This is a genomic window from Cronobacter universalis NCTC 9529, assembly GCF_001277175.1.
Classification (GTDB): domain Bacteria; phylum Pseudomonadota; class Gammaproteobacteria; order Enterobacterales; family Enterobacteriaceae; genus Cronobacter; species Cronobacter universalis.
On record NZ_CP012257.1, the window covers coordinates 2,968,697 to 2,985,248 of the forward strand.

Consider the following 16,552-nt stretch of genomic DNA (forward strand, 5'->3'; position numbering starts at 1 on the left):
TTAATAATTCATTATTTCCCGGCTGTTTCATATAACAAGATCGTTACAAAGCGCGTTATACCACGGCCTTTTCGCCTCAATAAGTGTGCAGGTAAATCCCCGCTATTTTCTGTAGGTAAATTTCATATCGCGTGAATTAATTAACGCGCTAATGTTGTATGTTTCTGCGTATGGTGGCATCGACCATAGTTAAAACTTATACCAGCACAAAAAACACAACTCACTTCACTTTACAATATTTTATAAAAACTAAGGTAATTTATAAGGAACATAACACTAGCCTGAAAGAGGTTCGCTGGCGTAACGTCTCTACCGGCGAGGCTTTAAAACCCTGGACGGGAGGAGTAAATTGTCGGTCATCGGCTTCCATGGCAGGAAGCGCAAAACAAGTAAGGTTCTGACGTTATGTCGCCCATCGAAAAATCCAGTAAGCTCGACAATGTCTGCTATGACATCCGCGGCCCGGTGCTTAAAGAGGCCAAACGCCTCGAAGAGGAAGGTCAAAAAGTTCTTAAGCTGAATATCGGCAACCCGGCGCCTTTCGGCTTTGACGCCCCCGACGAAATTCTTGTGGATGTCATCCGCAATCTTCCAACCGCGCAGGGCTACTGCGACTCCAAAGGGCTCTATTCCGCCCGTAAAGCTATCATGCAGCACTACCAGGCGCGCGACATGCGCGATGTGACGGTAGAAGATATTTATATCGGCAACGGCGTGTCAGAACTTATCGTTCAGGCGATGCAGGCGTTGCTGAATACCGGCGACGAGATGCTGGTGCCCGCGCCCGATTACCCGCTGTGGACGGCGGCGGTGTCGCTCTCCGGGGGCAAAGCGGTGCACTATCTTTGCGATGAATCTTCAGACTGGTTCCCGGATCTCGACGACATTCGCGCCAAAATCACGCCGCGCACCCGCGGAATTGTCATTATTAACCCGAACAACCCGACCGGCGCGGTCTATTCGAAAGCACTGCTGCTGGACATCGTTGAGATTGCCCGCCAGCACAATCTCATTATTTTCGCCGACGAAATTTACGACAAGATCCTCTACGACGACGCCCAGCACCACTCGATCGCCGCGCTGGCGCCGGATCTGCTCACCGTCACTTTTAACGGCCTCTCCAAAACCTACCGCGTGGCGGGTTTCCGCCAGGGCTGGATGGTGCTGAACGGGCCGAAAAAACACGCCAAAGGGTATATCGAAGGGCTGGAAATGCTCGCTTCAATGCGCCTGTGCGCGAATGTTCCCGCGCAGCACGCCATTCAGACGGCGCTTGGCGGTTACCAGAGCATCAGCGAATTTATCGTGCCCGGCGGGCGGCTCTATGAGCAGCGCAACCGCGCCTGGGAGCTAATCAATGAGATCCCGGGCGTCAGCTGCGTAAAACCGCGCGGCGCGCTCTATATGTTCCCGAAGATCGACGCGAAGCGTTTTACTATTCACGACGATCAGAAAATGGTGCTTGATTTCCTGCTTCAGGAAAAAGTGCTGCTGGTTCAGGGCACCGCATTCAACTGGCCGTGGCCGGACCATGTACGTATCGTGACGCTGCCGCGCATCGACGAGCTCGATCTTGCCATCACTAAGCTGGGCCGCTTCCTTTCCGGCTACCATCAGTAACCGATTCGGGGGGAGATTTGCATCTTCCCCCCGCTCCCCTCACAATGGTTTTTTGTCGCAGTCACAGACAAGGGATCTTTATGAGTCAGAGTCATTTTTTCGCCTACCTTTCCCGCCTCAAGTTAATCAACCGCTGGCCGCTGATGCGCAATGTGCGCACTGAAAATGTCTCTGAACACAGTCTGCAGGTGGCGATGGTCGCTCATGCGCTCGCGGTCATTAAAAACCGCAAGTTTCAGGGCAACGTCAATCCCGAGCGTATCGCGCTGCTGGCGATGTACCACGACGCCAGCGAAGTGCTGACGGGCGATCTGCCTACCCCGGTGAAATATTTCAACTCCCAGATAGCCCACGAATATAAGGCCATCGAGAAAATCGCCCAGCAGAAGCTGATTGCGATGGTGCCGGAAGAGTTGCAGGACATTTTCGCCCCGCTGCTTGATGAACATCACTACACGGAAGATGAAAAATCGCTGGTGAAACAGGCGGACGCGCTGTGCGCTTACCTGAAATGTCTGGAAGAGCTTTCGGCGGGCAATAATGAATTCCTGCTCGCCAAAAGCCGTCTGGAAAAAACGCTGGCGCAGCGGCACAGCGCCGAAATGGACTATTTTATGCAGGTCTTTGTGCCGAGCTTCCATCTTTCCTTAGATGAAATCAGCCAGGACTCCCCGCTCTGAGCGGCTCAGAACGGGAACAGCACAGGGATTAACAGTACACAGACCGCCATCACGATAAGCGTGAACGGCACGCCGGTTTTCACGAAATCGCTGAAGCGGTAATTCCCTGGCCCCAGCACCAGCGTATTGACCGGCGACGACACCGGCGTCATAAAGGCCGCTGACGCCGCCATCGCCACGCCCATCGCGAACGGATACGGCGACACGCCCATGGTTTTCGCCGCCGCCAGCGCGATCGGCGCCATCAACACGGCCGTCGCGGTATTGGAGATAAACAGCCCAATAACGGCACACATGATAAACAGGCAGCCGAGCATCATATGTGGGCCATAGCCGCCGCCGATGCGCATCAGGCCGTCGACGATAAGCGAAACCCCGCCGGTTTTTTGCAGCGCCTGCGCGAATGGCATCATCCCGACAATAAGAATAATGCTTGGCCAGTGAATAGCTTTCCAGGCGCTTTCCGGGTTGATACAGCGAAATTTGCCCATCAGCAGGCACGCTATAATCGCAGCGACGGGATTCGGAATTTCATCCGTCAGCATCATCGCCACCATCAGCGCCAGGCAGAAGATAGCGTGCGGCGCCTGGCTGTGGGCGGGCGAAGCGTCGCTCTCCTCCACCGGCAGGTTCAGCACCACCACATCGCGGCTTTTCTGTCCGAGCTGGCTGATGAGCTTCCAGGTACCGACCACTAAAAGTAAATCGCCAAGCTCCAGCGGCTCATCCACGATAGCGCCCGGTAACGCTTTACCCTGGCGTTTAATGCCGACGACATTCAGCCCGTAGCGGCTACGGAAATTTAGCTCACGGACCGTTTTGCCGGCCATCGTGCCTTCCGGCGTCAGCGAGAGCTCGGCCATACCGACATCCAGCGCCTGATCGGAAAAATAGTCGCCGCGCAGAATCATCGGCTCCAGCTGCTGCTCGCTGCAAAACTGGCGCAAATCGATATCAGACGCGGAAATATCTATCAGCAATACGTCCCGCGCCCGAAACTCCGTCACGCCGTTAACATCCACAATGACACGGCGAAAACGGCGCCAGCGTTCGACGCCGATGACGTTCGCGCCGTAGCGCTCGCGCAGTTTAAGATCGTCAAGGCGATGACCGATAAGCGGCGAACCGGGACGAATCGCCAGGCGGCGCGCCCGGCCGGTGAGATGATAATCGCGGATAAAATCGCGAAAGGTGCGACGGCTCCACGCCTGCGGCTTCTCGCGGCTGTCACCGGAGCCGAGCATAAAGCGCATCACCAGCATATAAAGAATGCCCAGCACGAGAATGGCGAGCCCCACGGGCGTCACGCTGAAAAACCCAAAGCCCGGATGCCCTTCGCGCAGCAGTTCGCTGTTAACGACCAGATTTGGCGGCGTCGCCACCAGGGTCATCATGCCGCTGATAAGCCCGGCGAAGCTTAACGGCATCATCAGCCGCGACGGCGCGATTTTCATCCGCGCGCAAACGCTTATCACCACCGGAATAAATATCGCCACCACGCCGGTGGAGCTCATAAACGCCCCCAGCCCGGCGACGGTCAGCATCAGGAGCACTAACATACGGGTTTCGCTGCTGCCCGCCATCTGCACCAACCAGGCGCCCATTTTGGTCGCGACGCCGGTGCGCACCAGCCCGTCGCCAATCACAAACAGCGCGGCGATAAGAATGACGTTGGGATCGCTGAAACCTGCAAACGCTTCATTAACGGTTAGCGTACCGCTAAGGATGAACGCCACAATCACCAGCAGCGCGACGGCATCCATACGGATTTTCCCGGTGGCGAAGAGTAAGACCGCCACGCCGAGCAGAGCCAGCACCCAGATTAATTCACCATTCACAACGTATCCTTTTGTTGTCATCACGGCCTGAGGAAACGAAAACGGCGGGAAGCGACCCGCCGTAAAAGAGAGGTGGCGCGAGAGCGCCTGAGGTCGGCGGGCCGTTACGGCCGCTTTTTAACGCTTACCCAGCCGTCCGCCCCTTTTTCCAGAACCAGCTCGTCAAGGGTTTTAATCACCAGCGCCGCCTCGTCAAGACGCGGCGTATCGGCTGGCGGATTGGCGGCAATCACCGGGCAACCCGCCGCAAGACCGGAGAGAATACCCGCCGGCGCGTCTTCCACGACGGCGCACTCGTGAGGCGCCAGACCCAGCAGCTCAGCGCCGAGCAGATAGGCATCCGGCTCAGGTTTGCCGCGCTTCACGCGCTCAGCGGTAACGAACACTTCGGGCTCCGGCAACCCCGTCGCGCCGCGACGCGCCGAGGCGACCGGCATGGAGCCTGAGGTCACAATGGCCCAGGGAATGCGGGCATCGTTCAGATAGTTCAGCAGCGCCAGCGCTCCCGGCAGCGCGACGATGCCCTCGGTATCGCTCGCTTCTATTTGTTCCAGACGATGAAACTCCGCCATGATCTCGTCTTCGCTGTGTCCCGCCATAAAGTGGCGCAGCGACGTGATCGCCTGCTTACCGTGAATAAAGCCCAGCACCTCGTCATGCGCGATGCCAAAGCGATCCGCCCAGTGACACCAGGCACGTTCAACAGCAGGCAGAGAATCCACCAGCGTACCGTCAAGATCGAACAAAAACCCTTTACATTCCACAGCCTTCTCCCGTCAGGCGTTAATAATTTGCATAATTTCGTTGGCGCACAAATGATACTGACGCGGGCACGCCTGCCACACTTTCAGCATCCGTTGATATTTCTCCCACATCGGGGTTTGCGCGTTAAAGCCGTGCGTGCCGGCGTCGAAATGGGTATAGCGCCCTTCGGTATTGACCAGAAACCGCACGTAACCCAGAAAGCGCGCTTCGGTGGCCGCGTCGAAGCCTAAAAAGGTAACGCGACGCTCATCGATGGTATGGCCGTCTTTCATATTGGCTCTGGAGACCTGGAGGGCGTGATACATCTCCATGACGTCGATGACAGTGCGGCAGGTTTCTTCGCTGAGCTCGCCGAAATCGCGGTCGAGTTCGCGCATCTGTAACCCGTAGCCGCGCTCGATAATAGTTTGCAGGCGGCGATAGCGCTCGCCATTTTCCGGATCGAGCAGGGTCATCATTTTGTACTGGTTGGAGAGAATAAGACGCTGGGCATGGGTCATTTCCATGGTGTGCTCCTGTTACAGGCGAAGCCCGATCAAAGTGGGATACTGCCCTTACTTTGCCTTTTTTTGCCCAAACGTCTTTTGATCAATTACAAGTCATCAAGAAAAGTTTTATCAAGTTGCTTAAACGCACGTTTCAGGGTGTCGGCCAGCGCCTGATAATCAGGCTTGCCTTCCACCGGCGCGAGCGCCTGCCCCGCCTCCTGCAATTTGGTGCGGACTTCATAAAACCAGCTCAGCGTGCCGGGGGGCAGAGGCGTGACGGAGCGCTTGCCGAGCCACCACAGGCCCTGCATCGGCATACTCAGCGCGAACAGCGCCGTGGCGACGGCGGGCCCAAGCTGGCCGCCGAGCGCAATCTGCCAGCAGAGCGTAAACACGGCGACGGGCGGCATGATGCGGATCGCGAAGCGCGTGGCGCGAATCACGCGGTTTTCGACAAAGACCGGCGCCAGACGTTTATCAATCGGCCAGGTCTTTGAGTAGTGTTGCCCACGACGAAACAGGCTAAAAAAGCTCACGGGGCGATTTTCAGGTGTCGACATGGCCTTACCTCAACTTCATTAATAAAAAATAAAATTTTTCTGCAAGATAACAACTCTCTATGACAACGTTCAAAATATTTTGTCAATGCAAGTCGCAATCAGTTATCCTGTGCGCGCCTGCGATGGCGTAGAAGGCAAAGCCCGCGCTGTCAAATCTTTAAGGCCGTCTTTCGCGCCGGAAATTTGCGCAAAATGGCGTAAACTCTGTTTATTTCTTCGTCACAGCAGAATCTCTCTTCGCTATGACGTTAATCATAAATGTCGGCGTCATCTTACGCTACGCTGAGAGACTCACTGACGTTTTTTTAGCCACGTATCATTAATAGGTACTTCCATGTCGAGTAAGTTAGTACTGGTTCTCAACTGCGGTAGCTCCTCACTGAAATTTGCCATCATCGATGCACTGAACGGTGAAGAGTACCTGTCCGGTCTGGCCGAATGTTTCCATCTTCCTGAAGCGCGTATCAAATGGAAAATGGATGGCGGCAAACAAGAAGCGGCGCTTGGCGCCGGTGCGGCTCACAGCGAAGCGCTGAACTTCATCGTTAATACTATTCTGGCACAAAAACCAGAGCTGTCTGCACAGCTGACTGCGATTGGTCATCGTATCGTGCACGGTGGCGAAAAGTATACCAGTTCCGTGGTCATTGATGAGACTGTTATTCAGGGCATCAAAGATTCCGCCTCCTTCGCGCCGCTGCACAACCCGGCTCACCTGATCGGTATCGCCGAAGCGCTGAAATCCTTCCCGCACCTGGCGGATAAAAACGTGGCCGTCTTCGACACCGCGTTCCATCAGACCATGCCGGAAGAGTCTTACCTCTATGCCCTGCCGTACAAACTGTACAAAGAACACGGCATCCGTCGCTACGGCGCGCACGGCACCAGCCACTTCTATGTGACGCAGGAAGCCGCGAAAATGCTGAACAAGCCGGTGGAAGAAGTGAACATCATCACTTGCCACCTGGGCAACGGCGGTTCTGTTTCCGCTATCCGTAACGGCAAATGCGTTGACACCTCCATGGGTCTGACCCCGCTGGAAGGTCTGGTCATGGGCACCCGCTCCGGCGACATCGACCCGGCTATCGTCTTCCATCTGCACGACGCGCTGGGCATGAGCGTTGATGACATCAACAAACTGCTGACCAAAGAGTCCGGCCTGCTGGGCCTGACCGAAGTGACCAGCGACTGCCGCTATGTTGAAGACAACTACGCGACCAAAGAAGACGCGAAGCGCGCGATGGACGTTTACTGCCACCGTCTGGCGAAATACATCGGCTCCTACACCGCGCTGATGGAAGGTCGTCTGGACGCGGTCGTCTTCACCGGCGGCATCGGCGAGAACGCGGCGATGGTTCGCGAACTCTCCCTCGGCAAGCTGGGCGTGCTGGGCTTCGAGGTTGACCACGAGCGCAACCTGGCCGCGCGTTTCGGCAAATCCGGCTTCATCAACAAAGAAGGCACCACCCTCGCGATGGTCATTCCGACCAACGAAGAACTGGTTATCGCGCAGGACGCCTGCCGCCTGACCGCCTGATCCCTCACCGCCAGCCTCGCTGGCGGTGTTGTTTTATGTGGTGCCAGCCGCGGGCTGGCTGCAACAAAAAGAGGATAAACCGTGTCCCGTATCATTATGCTTATTCCTACCGGAACCAGCGTCGGCCTGACCAGCGTCAGCCTCGGCGTGATCCGCGCTATGGAACGTAAAGGCGTTCGTCTGAGCGTCTTCAAACCTATCGCCCAGCCACGTACTGGCGGCGATACGCCGGACCAGACCACGACCATCGTGCGCGCTAACACCAATCTGCCGGCTGCTGAACCGCTGCGCATGAGCCACGTCGAGTCGCTGCTCTCCAGCAACCAGAAAGACGTGCTGATGGAAGAGATCATTGCTCGCTTCCATGAAAACACCAAAGATGCGGAAGTGGTGCTGGTGGAAGGCCTGGTGCCGACCCGCAAGCATCAGTTCGCCCAGTCGCTGAACTATGAAATCGCGAAGACCCTGAACGCGGAAATCGTGTTTGTGATGTCTCAGGGCACCGATACCCCGGAACAGCTGAAAGAGCGTATCGAGCTGACCCGCAGCAGCTTCGGCGGCAGCAAAAACGCCAACATCACCGGCGTTATCGTCAACAAACTGAACGCGCCAGTGGATGAGCAGGGCCGCACGCGCCCGGATCTCTCCGAGATTTTCGATGACTCCACCAAAGCGAAAATCATCAACATCGACGCGCAGCACCTGCAGGCCATCAGCCCGCTGCCGGTTCTGGGCGCGGTGCCGTGGAGCTTTGATCTGATAGCCACCCGCGCTATCGATATGGCCCGTCACCTGAACGCGACCATCGTTAACGAAGGCGATATCAAAACCCGCCGCGTGAAATCGGTGACCTTCTGCGCGCGCAGCATTCCGCATATGCTGGAACACTTCCGTCCGGGCTCCCTGCTGGTCACCTCCGCGGATCGTCCGGATGTGTTAGTGGCCGCCTGCCTTGCCGCGATGAACGGCGTGGAAATCGGCGCCATCCTGCTGACCGGCGGTTATGAAATGGACGAGCGCATCAGCAAGCTGTGCGAACGCGCTTTCGCCACCGGCCTGCCGGTATTTATGGTGAACACCAATACCTGGCAGACCTCGCTCAGCCTGCAGAGCTTCAACCTTGAAGTGCCGGCTGACGACCACGAGCGTATTGAAAAAGTGCAGGAATATGTGGCAAGCCACGTCAGCGCCGAGTGGATCGACTCCCTGACCGCCACGTCCGAGCGCAGCCGTCGTCTCTCTCCGCCGGCGTTCCGCTACCAGTTGACCGAGCTTGCGCGTAAAGCGGGCAAACGCGTCGTGCTGCCGGAAGGCGACGAGCCGCGTACCGTGAAAGCGGCGGCCATCTGCGCCGAACGCGGCATCGCGACCTGCGTGCTGCTGGGTAACCCGGATGAAATCGCGCGCGTTGCTGCCGCACAGGGCGTAGAACTGGGCACCGGCATCGAAATCGTCGATCCGGAAGTGGTGCGTGAAAGCTACGTGGCGCGTCTGGTTGAGCTGCGTAAGAGCAAAGGGATGACCGAAGCGGTCGCCCGCGAGCAGCTGGAAGATAACGTGGTGCTCGGCACGCTGATGCTGGAGCAGGACGAAGTCGACGGTCTGGTCTCCGGCGCGGTACACACCACCGCGAACACCATCCGTCCGCCGCTGCAGCTCATCAAAACGGCGCCGGGCAGCTCGCTGGTGTCTTCTGTGTTCTTCATGCTGCTGCCGGAACAGGTTTACGTTTACGGCGACTGCGCGATCAACCCGGATCCGACCGCAGAGCAGCTGGCAGAAATCGCGATTCAGTCCGCCGATTCCGCTGCCGCTTTCGGCATCGAACCGCGCGTGGCGATGCTCTCCTACTCTACCGGCACCTCCGGTGCGGGCAGCGATGTAGAAAAAGTGCGTGAAGCGACCAGACTGGCGCAGGAAAAACGCCCGGATCTGGTTATCGACGGCCCGCTGCAGTATGACGCCGCGGTTATGGCTGACGTAGCGAAATCCAAAGCGCCGAACTCACCGGTTGCCGGCCGCGCTACTGTGTTCATCTTCCCGGATCTGAACACCGGTAACACCACGTACAAAGCGGTACAGCGCTCTGCCGACCTGATCTCCATCGGGCCGATGCTGCAGGGTATGCGCAAGCCGGTTAACGACCTCTCCCGCGGCGCGCTGGTTGACGATATCGTCTATACCATCGCGCTGACGGCGATTCAGGCGTCACAGCAGTAATCACTGCCAGCAAGAAAGCAAAAGGCCGCGCGATGCGGCCTTTTTTATACCCTGACAGTATCGCGCTTATGCACGCTCCAGCGAAAACCAGCGCCGCCATATAAAGCGAATCACGTAATACTCCACCGCGCCGAGCAGTAAAAACCAGATGCAGAAAATAATGGTATAGAGCTGGTTAAGATCGACCAGATGGAACATTGTCATCAGGTGTTGCGCCAGCGTCAGCGTAAGTCTCGGCGCCGGCAGCAGCAGGCAGGAGAGAAACGCCAGCAGCAGAATGCCGCCAGCGGTGATCAGCGTTTCAAGAGGATGCTTCATGAGAGGCTTTCGGTTGGTTCAAAAGCGCATTGTCAGGCAATATGACGCGCTATGCAAACCGCGCGCCTTCAGTGGTTCGTCGGGGCGTCACCCTGTTTGCGCCAGGTGCCCGGCGACATCTGAAATTTACGCGTGAACAGCCTGGTGAAAGTTTGCTGAGAGTCGAACCCATATTTCATTGAGATATCCAGCACGCGGTCGTTGGTGGCCCGCAGATCCTGCGCCGCCAGCCGCAGCTTTTTCTCACGGATATAGCGCCCGATGCTCTCCCCTTTGTGGTGATGGAAAAGCCGCTGCAGGTGCCACTTCGAATAGCCCGCGTGGCGCGCAATATCATCAATGCGCAACGGCTTGTGAAGGTTGTCGTCAATCCAGTCGGTCAGCGTTTCAATAACCTGAGCGGGAAGTTCCATAGAATCCCTCCAGTAGTGGTAATCGCAGTGATATATCAGGCGTTCGCCTGCCCTGAATTCCGGCTCGCATGAGCGACCCGCTCATTTCCAGGCGCAGAAGGCCCACACGCGGCGCAGTGAAAATACCGTCCGGTGAATCTTGATAATGAGTGAGTAAACACTCATTATAGGAATGTCGGCCGATTCGTCAACTCTGTTTTTTCCTGTGATCGCAAGCCTTGCAGCGGATCGGCGAGTCGTGATTCAATCTGCCCTTTTTACAGGAGAGCAATGTCCGTGGCGCGTCCCCGCAGTGAAGATAAAAGAATGGCGATTCTCGAAGCCGCCACCGAAGCGATAGCCGAGGCGGGACTTGGCGCACCGACGGCGCTTATCGCGCGTAAAGCGGGTGTGGCTGAAGGCACCGTGTTTCGCTATTTCGCCTCCAAGGACGACCTGTATAACGCGCTGTATGTTCATCTGAAGCAGGATTTCTGCCGTTCGATGATAGGCAAGCTCGACAGTAACAACGACCATAAAGAAAATATTCGTTACGTCTGGAACAGCTTTATCGACTGGGGACTGACCAAACCGGAAGCCAATCTGGCCGCGCGTAAGCTCGAAGTCAGCAGCCGTATTACCGATGAGAGCGAAAAGCTTGTGACCGATATCTATCCGGAGCTCCATGAGCTTTGCGAGAAATGCATTTTGCCGTTGTTCCGCTCCAGTGAATTTCGCGCGTTTGGCGATGATATATTCTTTGCGCTGGCGCAGACGACCATGGATTTCGCGACGCGCGAGCCGGCGCGCTCTGACGAGTTTAAAGCCGTGGGATTTGATACGTTGTGGCGGGCGTTGTGCGAAAGCTAATCCGCATGGCGTTGACGCCGTAGAAGCCGCCCCGCGCGTCGTCCTGGCGACCGCGGGGCCGCGACGCTTAACTGAGCGAGGGGTTTTTCTCTTCCTGCTCTTTCTCTTTACTGTGACCGCTGCTCTCCTGGCCCGCGTTACGGCTCAGCCAGAGCGAAAGCGCTTTTAGCGTATCCGGCGTAAATTCATCGCAGCGCGCCGTTATCTCTTCCGGCTCCATCCAGCATACTTCGCTGATTTCGCTCTCCTGAAGCGCGAACGGGCCGTGGGAGACGCAGCTGAACAGCCCGCCCCAGACGCGGCAATGCTCATCTTCAAAGTAGAACTGTCCATGCTCGGCAAAAGGAACGCCCGCGATGCCCAGCTCCTCTTCCGCCTCGCGACGGGCGCTCTCAAGCAGCGCTTCGCCCGCCTGCACCACGCCGCCGGCGGTGGCGTCGAGCATGCCAGGCATAAAGTCTTTGATATCGGTGCGGCGCTGCACCAGGATTTTGCCCATGCCATCATGCACCACGATATAGGTCGCGCGGTGACGCAAACGTTCTGCGCGCATCTGCGCCCGGCTGGACTGCGCTATCACCTCATTGTCTTCACTGACAATGTCCACCCATTCCATGTCTGCCAAATGATTCTGCTCCACCATCAGGAAACCTTCTTTAATAAGCGCTCTTACGGCGCGTTCTGGTTGTTCGGTAAATTAAGGGGAAATCGCGATCTGTGCAATAACCTGCGAGGTTTCCAGGGTGATGACGCTCAGCGTATCGTCATTCAGGAAGCCGTAGCTTGCCGGGTACCCGCCTTTCGGCATACTGACGGAGCCTGGATTAAAGTGGATCTGCTCGCCGTGGCGCGCGGCCACCGGAAGATGCGTGTGGCCGTAAACCAGCACATCGCCTGCGGCCAGCGGCGGCAGGTTATCGGGGCTGTAGAGATGACCGTGCGTCAAAAAGAGCCGCTGTTTTGCCAGCAGCACCTGCTGCCAGGGTGCGGTGATGGGGAATTCCAGCAGCATCTGGTCGACTTCGCTGTCACAGTTGCCGCGCACCGCGATAATGCGGTCCGCCACGGTGTTAAGCCGTTTCGCCACCTCGCCCGGGGCATAGCCCTCAGGAAGCGGGTTACGCGGCCCGTGATTTAAAAAATCCCCCAGCAATACCAGCCAGCGGGCGTCGCTGTCGGCAAAGCGCGCCAGCAGAAGCTCCGCGGCAGGCAGCGAGCCGTGAATATCCGAAGCAAACATCAGCTTCATTACTCACCTTCCGAATGAAAATTGTGGTGCACGCATGATAACGGATCGCGTCTGGCTTATCAGCCCAAACGCCTGGCAGAAAGTGCGATATAACGCTGGACCGACGCGCGCTGCCACTGGAACGCGGCGTAGTCGGCAAGCGCTTCCGGCACCGGATCGCCGTGCATGACCAGACGGTTAATCATTAGCGCCAGATCGCTATCCGCGAGCGACCATTCACCAAACAGATTTTGTTGCCCGTGGGGCAGTAACGCCTGCGCGCACGCGATAAGCTTATCCGCCGCCGCCTGGCCATCGGCGCTCAACGGCGCGTAGCGTGCCGCGCCGAAGATAACGTCTGTCGGGCGCTCTTCCCGCAACGCGCCCAGATCGCTGCGCAGCCACGCCTGCACCTGACGGGCGCGGGCGCGTTTTTCGATATCGTGCGGATAGAGACGCTCCCACACCGGCGGCGCGAAGCGTTCTTCGAGATATTCCGTAATGGCGGAGGATTCGCTCAGCGCGAAATCGTCGATTACCAGCAGCGGCACCCGGCGCGTTAAGGCAAAGCCCTCCCAGTCGGCCTGTAAGTGTTCGTTGCGCGATAAATCGCGGGTTTGCAACTGAAACTGCAACCCTTTTTCCTGAAGCGCCACCCACACGGACATCACGTAAGGGCTAAAGAAACTGGCATCGGACCAAAGCGTAATGGCGGGCTGCGACATAGCTATTCTCATCTCTGATGGCGGATAGCTAAAACTATACCGTAAACCGTTTTCTGTCATACCGCCGAATATGAGGGCCGCCGCATTATTCAGCAAACCGCCTATACTTTGAGCACGCTGAATCCCCCCTGTAAAGGACGCTGTCATGCTGGATCTCTACTACGCCCCGACGCCGAACGGCCATAAAGTCACGCTGTTTCTTGAAGAGGCCGGGCTGGAGTACCGCCTCCACCGCGTTGACATCAGCAAGGGCGAGCAGTTTAAGCCGGAATTTCTCGCCATTGCGCCGAACAATAAAATCCCCGCCATTATCGACCACGCGCCGTCCGACGGCGGCCCGCCGCTGAGTGTGTTTGAGTCGGGCGCGATCTTGCTCTATCTCGCCGAGAAAAGCGGCAAGCTGCTGAGCGGCGAACTGCGGGAGCGTCAGGTGACCTTGCAGTGGCTGTTCTGGCAGGTCGCCGGTTTCGGGCCGATGCTCGGCCAGAATCACCACTTCAACCATTTCGCGCCGCAGGCGGTGCCCTACGCCATTGAACGTTACCAGGTGGAGACGCAGCGGCTGTACGGCGTGCTGAATAAGCGTCTGGAGAAATGCCCGTGGCTTGGCGGCGAGCGTTACAGCATCGCCGATATCGCCACCTATCCCTGGGTGGTGTCGCACGAGCGCCAGCGAATCGACCTCGATAACTTTCCGGCGGTCAGCAACTGGTTTGAGCGCATTAAACATCGCCCGGCGACCGAACGCGCGTATCAGCTCGCTGGCACTTAAACGCGCAGACGCGCCGTTAACCGCTTCTCTTTACAGGAAAAGTCTCGCCCGGTGTGCGCAATATCTCAGGCAATCGCCGCCGGGTCGCCTATGCTGAAGGTGATATGATTCATCATCACGCACGGGCGGCGCAACACGCGCGCAGGAGGCACTTATGGAGATTCTGGTTACTGGCGGTACTGGTCTGATTGGCCGCACGCTGACATCGCGCCTGGCGGCGTTAGGGCATCACGTCACGGTCGTCACCCGCAATCCTGAGCGCGCCCGCGCGCGGCTCGACGCCGCTATTACGCTGGTGCCGGGGCTCGATCATTTCAGCAATCTCGACGCGTTCGACGCGGTGATTAACCTCGCGGGCGAACCTATCGCCGATAAACGCTGGACCGCCGCCCAGAAAGAGCGCCTGTGCCAGAGCCGCTGGCAGATAACCCAGCAGCTGATGGCGCTGATGGCCGCCGGCAGCGAACCGCCCTCGGCTTTTCTCTCCGGCTCAGCGGTCGGTTATTACGGCGATCTCGGCGAAGTGGTGGTGACCGAAGACGAACCGCCGCACAGCGAATTTACCCACAAGCTCTGCGCCCGCTGGGAGCAGATAGCCGAAGGCGCGCAAAGCGATAAGACCCGCGTCTGCCTGCTGCGCACCGGCGCGGTGCTGGCGCCGGACGGCGGCATGATGAGTAAACTGTTGCCGCTGTTTCGTCTGGGCCTTGGCGGGCCGATAGGCAGCGGCCGCCAGTATCTCTCGTGGATCCATATCGACGATATGGTGAACGCGATTATCTGGCTGCTGGATAACGATCTGCGTGGGCCGTTTAATATGGTGGCCCCTTACCCGGTGCGCAACGAGCGCTTCGCCCACGCGCTAGGCCATGCGCTGCGCCGCCCCGCGTTTATACGCGCCCCGGCGACCGCCGTACGCCTGCTGATGGGCGAATCCGCCGTTCTCGTTCTGGGCGGCCAGCGCGCGCTGCCAAAACGCCTTGAGGAATCGGGCTTCGGCTTCCGCTGGTTCGAGTTAGAAGAGGCGCTGAGGGATATCGCCACACGAGCCCGCTGACCTGTTAATGTCTTCACGTCGCGGGCAGCGACATTGCCCGCGTGACGCTATTTCTCCTTCTTTGGCCTGCCGCTGGCTTTCCCTCGACTGTATAAGTTATAATCAATATCACGAATATCATTTATATCACGAAGGGGGCGCTATGACTTCTCGTCCACGCCACGCAAAGCTTAAAGAGTATCCGCTGGAGGTCAGCGTCGAGTTTGTCGATGTCGGGCATCTTGTGACATCCCTTCAGGAGACGCCCGCGCCCTGGGGGCGCATTCAGCTTTCGGATATCCCGGGTGAAGACGCCGGGCGCTACCTGATGCTGAAAATGCCGGACGATGTTGATGAAGAGACGCTGGATAACGATTTGCGGCTCGCAATTGTGAGCGCCGTAACGGCTGTGTCGCAGATGAAGCGCGCCGGGCATCATAGCGAGCCCGCGCACGCCACACCGTTGCAGGCCCGGAACCGCGAGCGGCTCGACGCGCTGCGCCAGGCCGTGCTTGATGAAGGCCAGTGGCTGTCCGCCGGCGAAGTGAGCCTTGCCGCCGGTGCCGCGCTGAAAAACCCGAGCGCCACCGCGAACCGCTGGAAGCAGGCGGGCAAAGTGTTTGCCCTGCCGGTCAATGGCAAAGATCGCTACCCCGCCTGGGCGTTTGACGAAGGCGGCCAGCCGCTGCCGTCGCTCAAATCGATTCTTGCGCTGTTTCGTGAGAAAACGCCCTGGTCTGTCGCGCTCTGGTTTCATTCGCCTAACGCCTGGCTTGGCGGCGAAAAACCCAAAGACCGTCTGAAAGCCGATCCGCAGGCGGTACTGGCCGCCGCGCAGGCGGAGGCCGAGGGGCCGTTGCATGGTTAAACTCAGGGAAGAGCGCCTGCCTGCGCCGCCTGCGGATATGCAGGTGCCGCGCGTCACGGTATGGTCCGCAGGGAAGCGGATAGTTCGCGTTCACAGCCGCCAGTTCGCGGGCGACGCCTTCAACCCCGGCTACGGTAACGCGCGTTTCAGCCCGCTGCAGCGCGCCGATGGCCGTCTTATTCCCACGCTTTATGGCGGTATCGACGCCGAAGTGGCGATTATGGAGTCGCTGTTTCACGATGTCCCGCAGGATGCCTCAGGCGCCAGCTTCGATCTGCGCAAGGCTCGCGAACTCTGTATCAGCACGTTAACGCCGGACGTGGGGCTTGAGCTCGCTAACCTGACGCCGGTGCTGCTGCGCCGCTGGGGCGTCACGCAGGCGGCGCTGACCGGAAGCTCCCCGCGGCTCTACCCGCAAACGCGCCTGTGGGCGGCCGCCATTCACGCCGCGAATCCGCGCCTTCACGGTATTAGCTGGGCGTCGCGCCAGCATGGCGGGAAAGCGCTGATGCTGTTCGGCGATCGTATCAACCGGCTGACGCTGCATGAGAGCCTGCCGCTGGCGCAGGGGGCGCTGACCGACATTTACCGGCTGGCCGATGAGATGGGGTTAATACTGATAGACGATTAAGCGT

18 protein-coding genes are annotated in these 16,552 nt (G+C 58.2%); 9 read left to right on the top strand and 9 right to left on the bottom strand.

All coding sequences use genetic code 11. From position 1 onward, the window contains the following. The first annotated feature begins 405 nt into the window (after positions 1–405). Together alaA and yfbR are read left to right on the top strand one after the other, a co-directional pair. On the top strand, positions 406–1,620 hold the full coding sequence (gene alaA, locus AFK65_RS13675) for an alanine transaminase AlaA (protein ID WP_007699989.1): 1,215 nt from the start codon (positions 406–408) through the stop codon (positions 1,618–1,620). An 80-nt stretch (positions 1,621–1,700) separates the two neighbouring features. Then, the gene (gene yfbR, locus AFK65_RS13680; RefSeq protein ID WP_007699992.1) at positions 1,701–2,300 is read left to right on the top strand and encodes a 5'-deoxynucleotidase; all 600 of its coding nucleotides are present in this window, start codon (positions 1,701–1,703) and stop codon (positions 2,298–2,300) included. 5 nt (positions 2,301–2,305) lie between these two features. On the opposite strand, the gene AFK65_RS13685 is transcribed toward yfbR, so the two are convergent. The 4 genes from AFK65_RS13685 to yfbV all read right to left on the bottom strand — a co-directional run bounded on the left by AFK65_RS13685 (position 2,306) and on the right by yfbV (position 5,951). Continuing rightward, on the bottom strand, positions 2,306–4,138 hold the full coding sequence (locus tag AFK65_RS13685) for an SLC13 family permease (RefSeq protein ID WP_038856658.1): 1,833 nt from the start codon (positions 4,136–4,138) through the stop codon (positions 2,306–2,308). A gap of 104 nt (positions 4,139–4,242) precedes the next feature. After that, positions 4,243–4,902 carry a sugar phosphatase gene (locus AFK65_RS13690; RefSeq protein WP_038856656.1) on the bottom strand — a complete coding sequence of 220 codons (660 nt, stop codon included), beginning with the start codon at positions 4,900–4,902 and terminating at the stop codon, positions 4,243–4,245. Positions 4,903–4,914: 12 nt separating this feature from the next. After that, entirely contained in the window at positions 4,915–5,409 is a 495-nt protein-coding gene (locus tag AFK65_RS13695; RefSeq protein ID WP_007700002.1) for a YfbU family protein, read from the bottom strand. Positions 5,410–5,495: 86 nt separating this feature from the next. After that, on the bottom strand, positions 5,496–5,951 hold the full coding sequence (gene yfbV, locus AFK65_RS13700; protein ID WP_032804785.1) for a terminus macrodomain insulation protein YfbV: 456 nt from the start codon (positions 5,949–5,951) through the stop codon (positions 5,496–5,498). A gap of 334 nt (positions 5,952–6,285) precedes the next feature. On the opposite strand from yfbV, the gene ackA reads away from it, so the two are divergent. Continuing rightward, entirely contained in the window at positions 6,286–7,488 is a 1,203-nt protein-coding gene (gene ackA / locus AFK65_RS13705; RefSeq protein WP_032804786.1) for an acetate kinase, read from the top strand. An 81-nt stretch (positions 7,489–7,569) separates the two neighbouring features. Further along, entirely contained in the window at positions 7,570–9,708 is a 2,139-nt protein-coding gene (gene pta / locus AFK65_RS13710) for a phosphate acetyltransferase (protein ID WP_038856654.1), read from the top strand. Between the two features lie 66 nt (positions 9,709–9,774). Here pta and AFK65_RS13715 read toward each other — a convergent pair whose 3' ends face one another. Together AFK65_RS13715 and AFK65_RS13720 are read right to left on the bottom strand one after the other, a co-directional pair. After that, positions 9,775–10,026, bottom strand: a complete 252-nt coding sequence (locus AFK65_RS13715; protein WP_007700015.1) for a DUF1158 domain-containing protein — start codon at positions 10,024–10,026, stop codon at positions 9,775–9,777. Between the two features lie 68 nt (positions 10,027–10,094). After that, positions 10,095–10,439, bottom strand: coding sequence for a RamA family antibiotic efflux transcriptional regulator (locus AFK65_RS13720; RefSeq protein ID WP_007700018.1), 345 nt, complete (start codon positions 10,437–10,439; stop codon positions 10,095–10,097). Positions 10,440–10,709: 270 nt separating this feature from the next. On the opposite strand from AFK65_RS13720, the gene AFK65_RS13725 reads away from it, so the two are divergent. Continuing rightward, a complete protein-coding gene (locus AFK65_RS13725) occupies positions 10,710–11,288 on the top strand; it encodes a TetR/AcrR family transcriptional regulator (RefSeq protein ID WP_007700020.1) in 579 nt (192 codons plus the stop codon). A 67-nt stretch (positions 11,289–11,355) separates the two neighbouring features. Here the strand turns inward: AFK65_RS13725 and yfcD are convergent, their stop codons facing one another. From yfcD to yfcF, 3 genes are read right to left on the bottom strand one after another with little or no spacing between them, the layout of a single operon-like run. After that, on the bottom strand, positions 11,356–11,931 hold the full coding sequence (gene yfcD, locus AFK65_RS13730; protein WP_038856653.1) for an NUDIX hydrolase YfcD: 576 nt from the start codon (positions 11,929–11,931) through the stop codon (positions 11,356–11,358). Positions 11,932–11,985: 54 nt separating this feature from the next. Next, positions 11,986–12,537, bottom strand: a complete 552-nt coding sequence (gene yfcE, locus AFK65_RS13735; protein ID WP_007700028.1) for a phosphodiesterase — start codon at positions 12,535–12,537, stop codon at positions 11,986–11,988. Positions 12,538–12,596: 59 nt separating this feature from the next. Then, a complete protein-coding gene (gene yfcF / locus AFK65_RS13740) occupies positions 12,597–13,241 on the bottom strand; it encodes a glutathione transferase (RefSeq protein ID WP_038856651.1) in 645 nt (214 codons plus the stop codon). 145 nt (positions 13,242–13,386) lie between these two features. Between yfcF and yfcG the strand changes: the two genes are divergently transcribed. The 4 genes from yfcG to AFK65_RS13760 all read left to right on the top strand — a co-directional run bounded on the left by yfcG (position 13,387) and on the right by AFK65_RS13760 (position 16,548). Then, positions 13,387–14,013, top strand: coding sequence for a GSH-dependent disulfide bond oxidoreductase (gene yfcG / locus AFK65_RS13745; protein ID WP_007700033.1), 627 nt, complete (start codon positions 13,387–13,389; stop codon positions 14,011–14,013). Between the two features lie 154 nt (positions 14,014–14,167). Further along, entirely contained in the window at positions 14,168–15,070 is a 903-nt protein-coding gene (locus AFK65_RS13750; RefSeq protein ID WP_038856649.1) for a TIGR01777 family oxidoreductase, read from the top strand. A gap of 142 nt (positions 15,071–15,212) precedes the next feature. Continuing rightward, positions 15,213–15,917 carry a hypothetical protein gene (locus tag AFK65_RS13755; RefSeq protein WP_007700036.1) on the top strand — a complete coding sequence of 235 codons (705 nt, stop codon included), beginning with the start codon at positions 15,213–15,215 and terminating at the stop codon, positions 15,915–15,917. Beyond that, the gene (locus AFK65_RS13760) at positions 15,910–16,548 is read left to right on the top strand and encodes an RES family NAD+ phosphorylase (RefSeq protein WP_007700039.1); all 639 of its coding nucleotides are present in this window, start codon (positions 15,910–15,912) and stop codon (positions 16,546–16,548) included. Before AFK65_RS13755 ends, AFK65_RS13760 begins: the two co-directional genes overlap by 8 nt. The last annotated feature ends 4 nt before the right edge of the window (positions 16,549–16,552 follow it).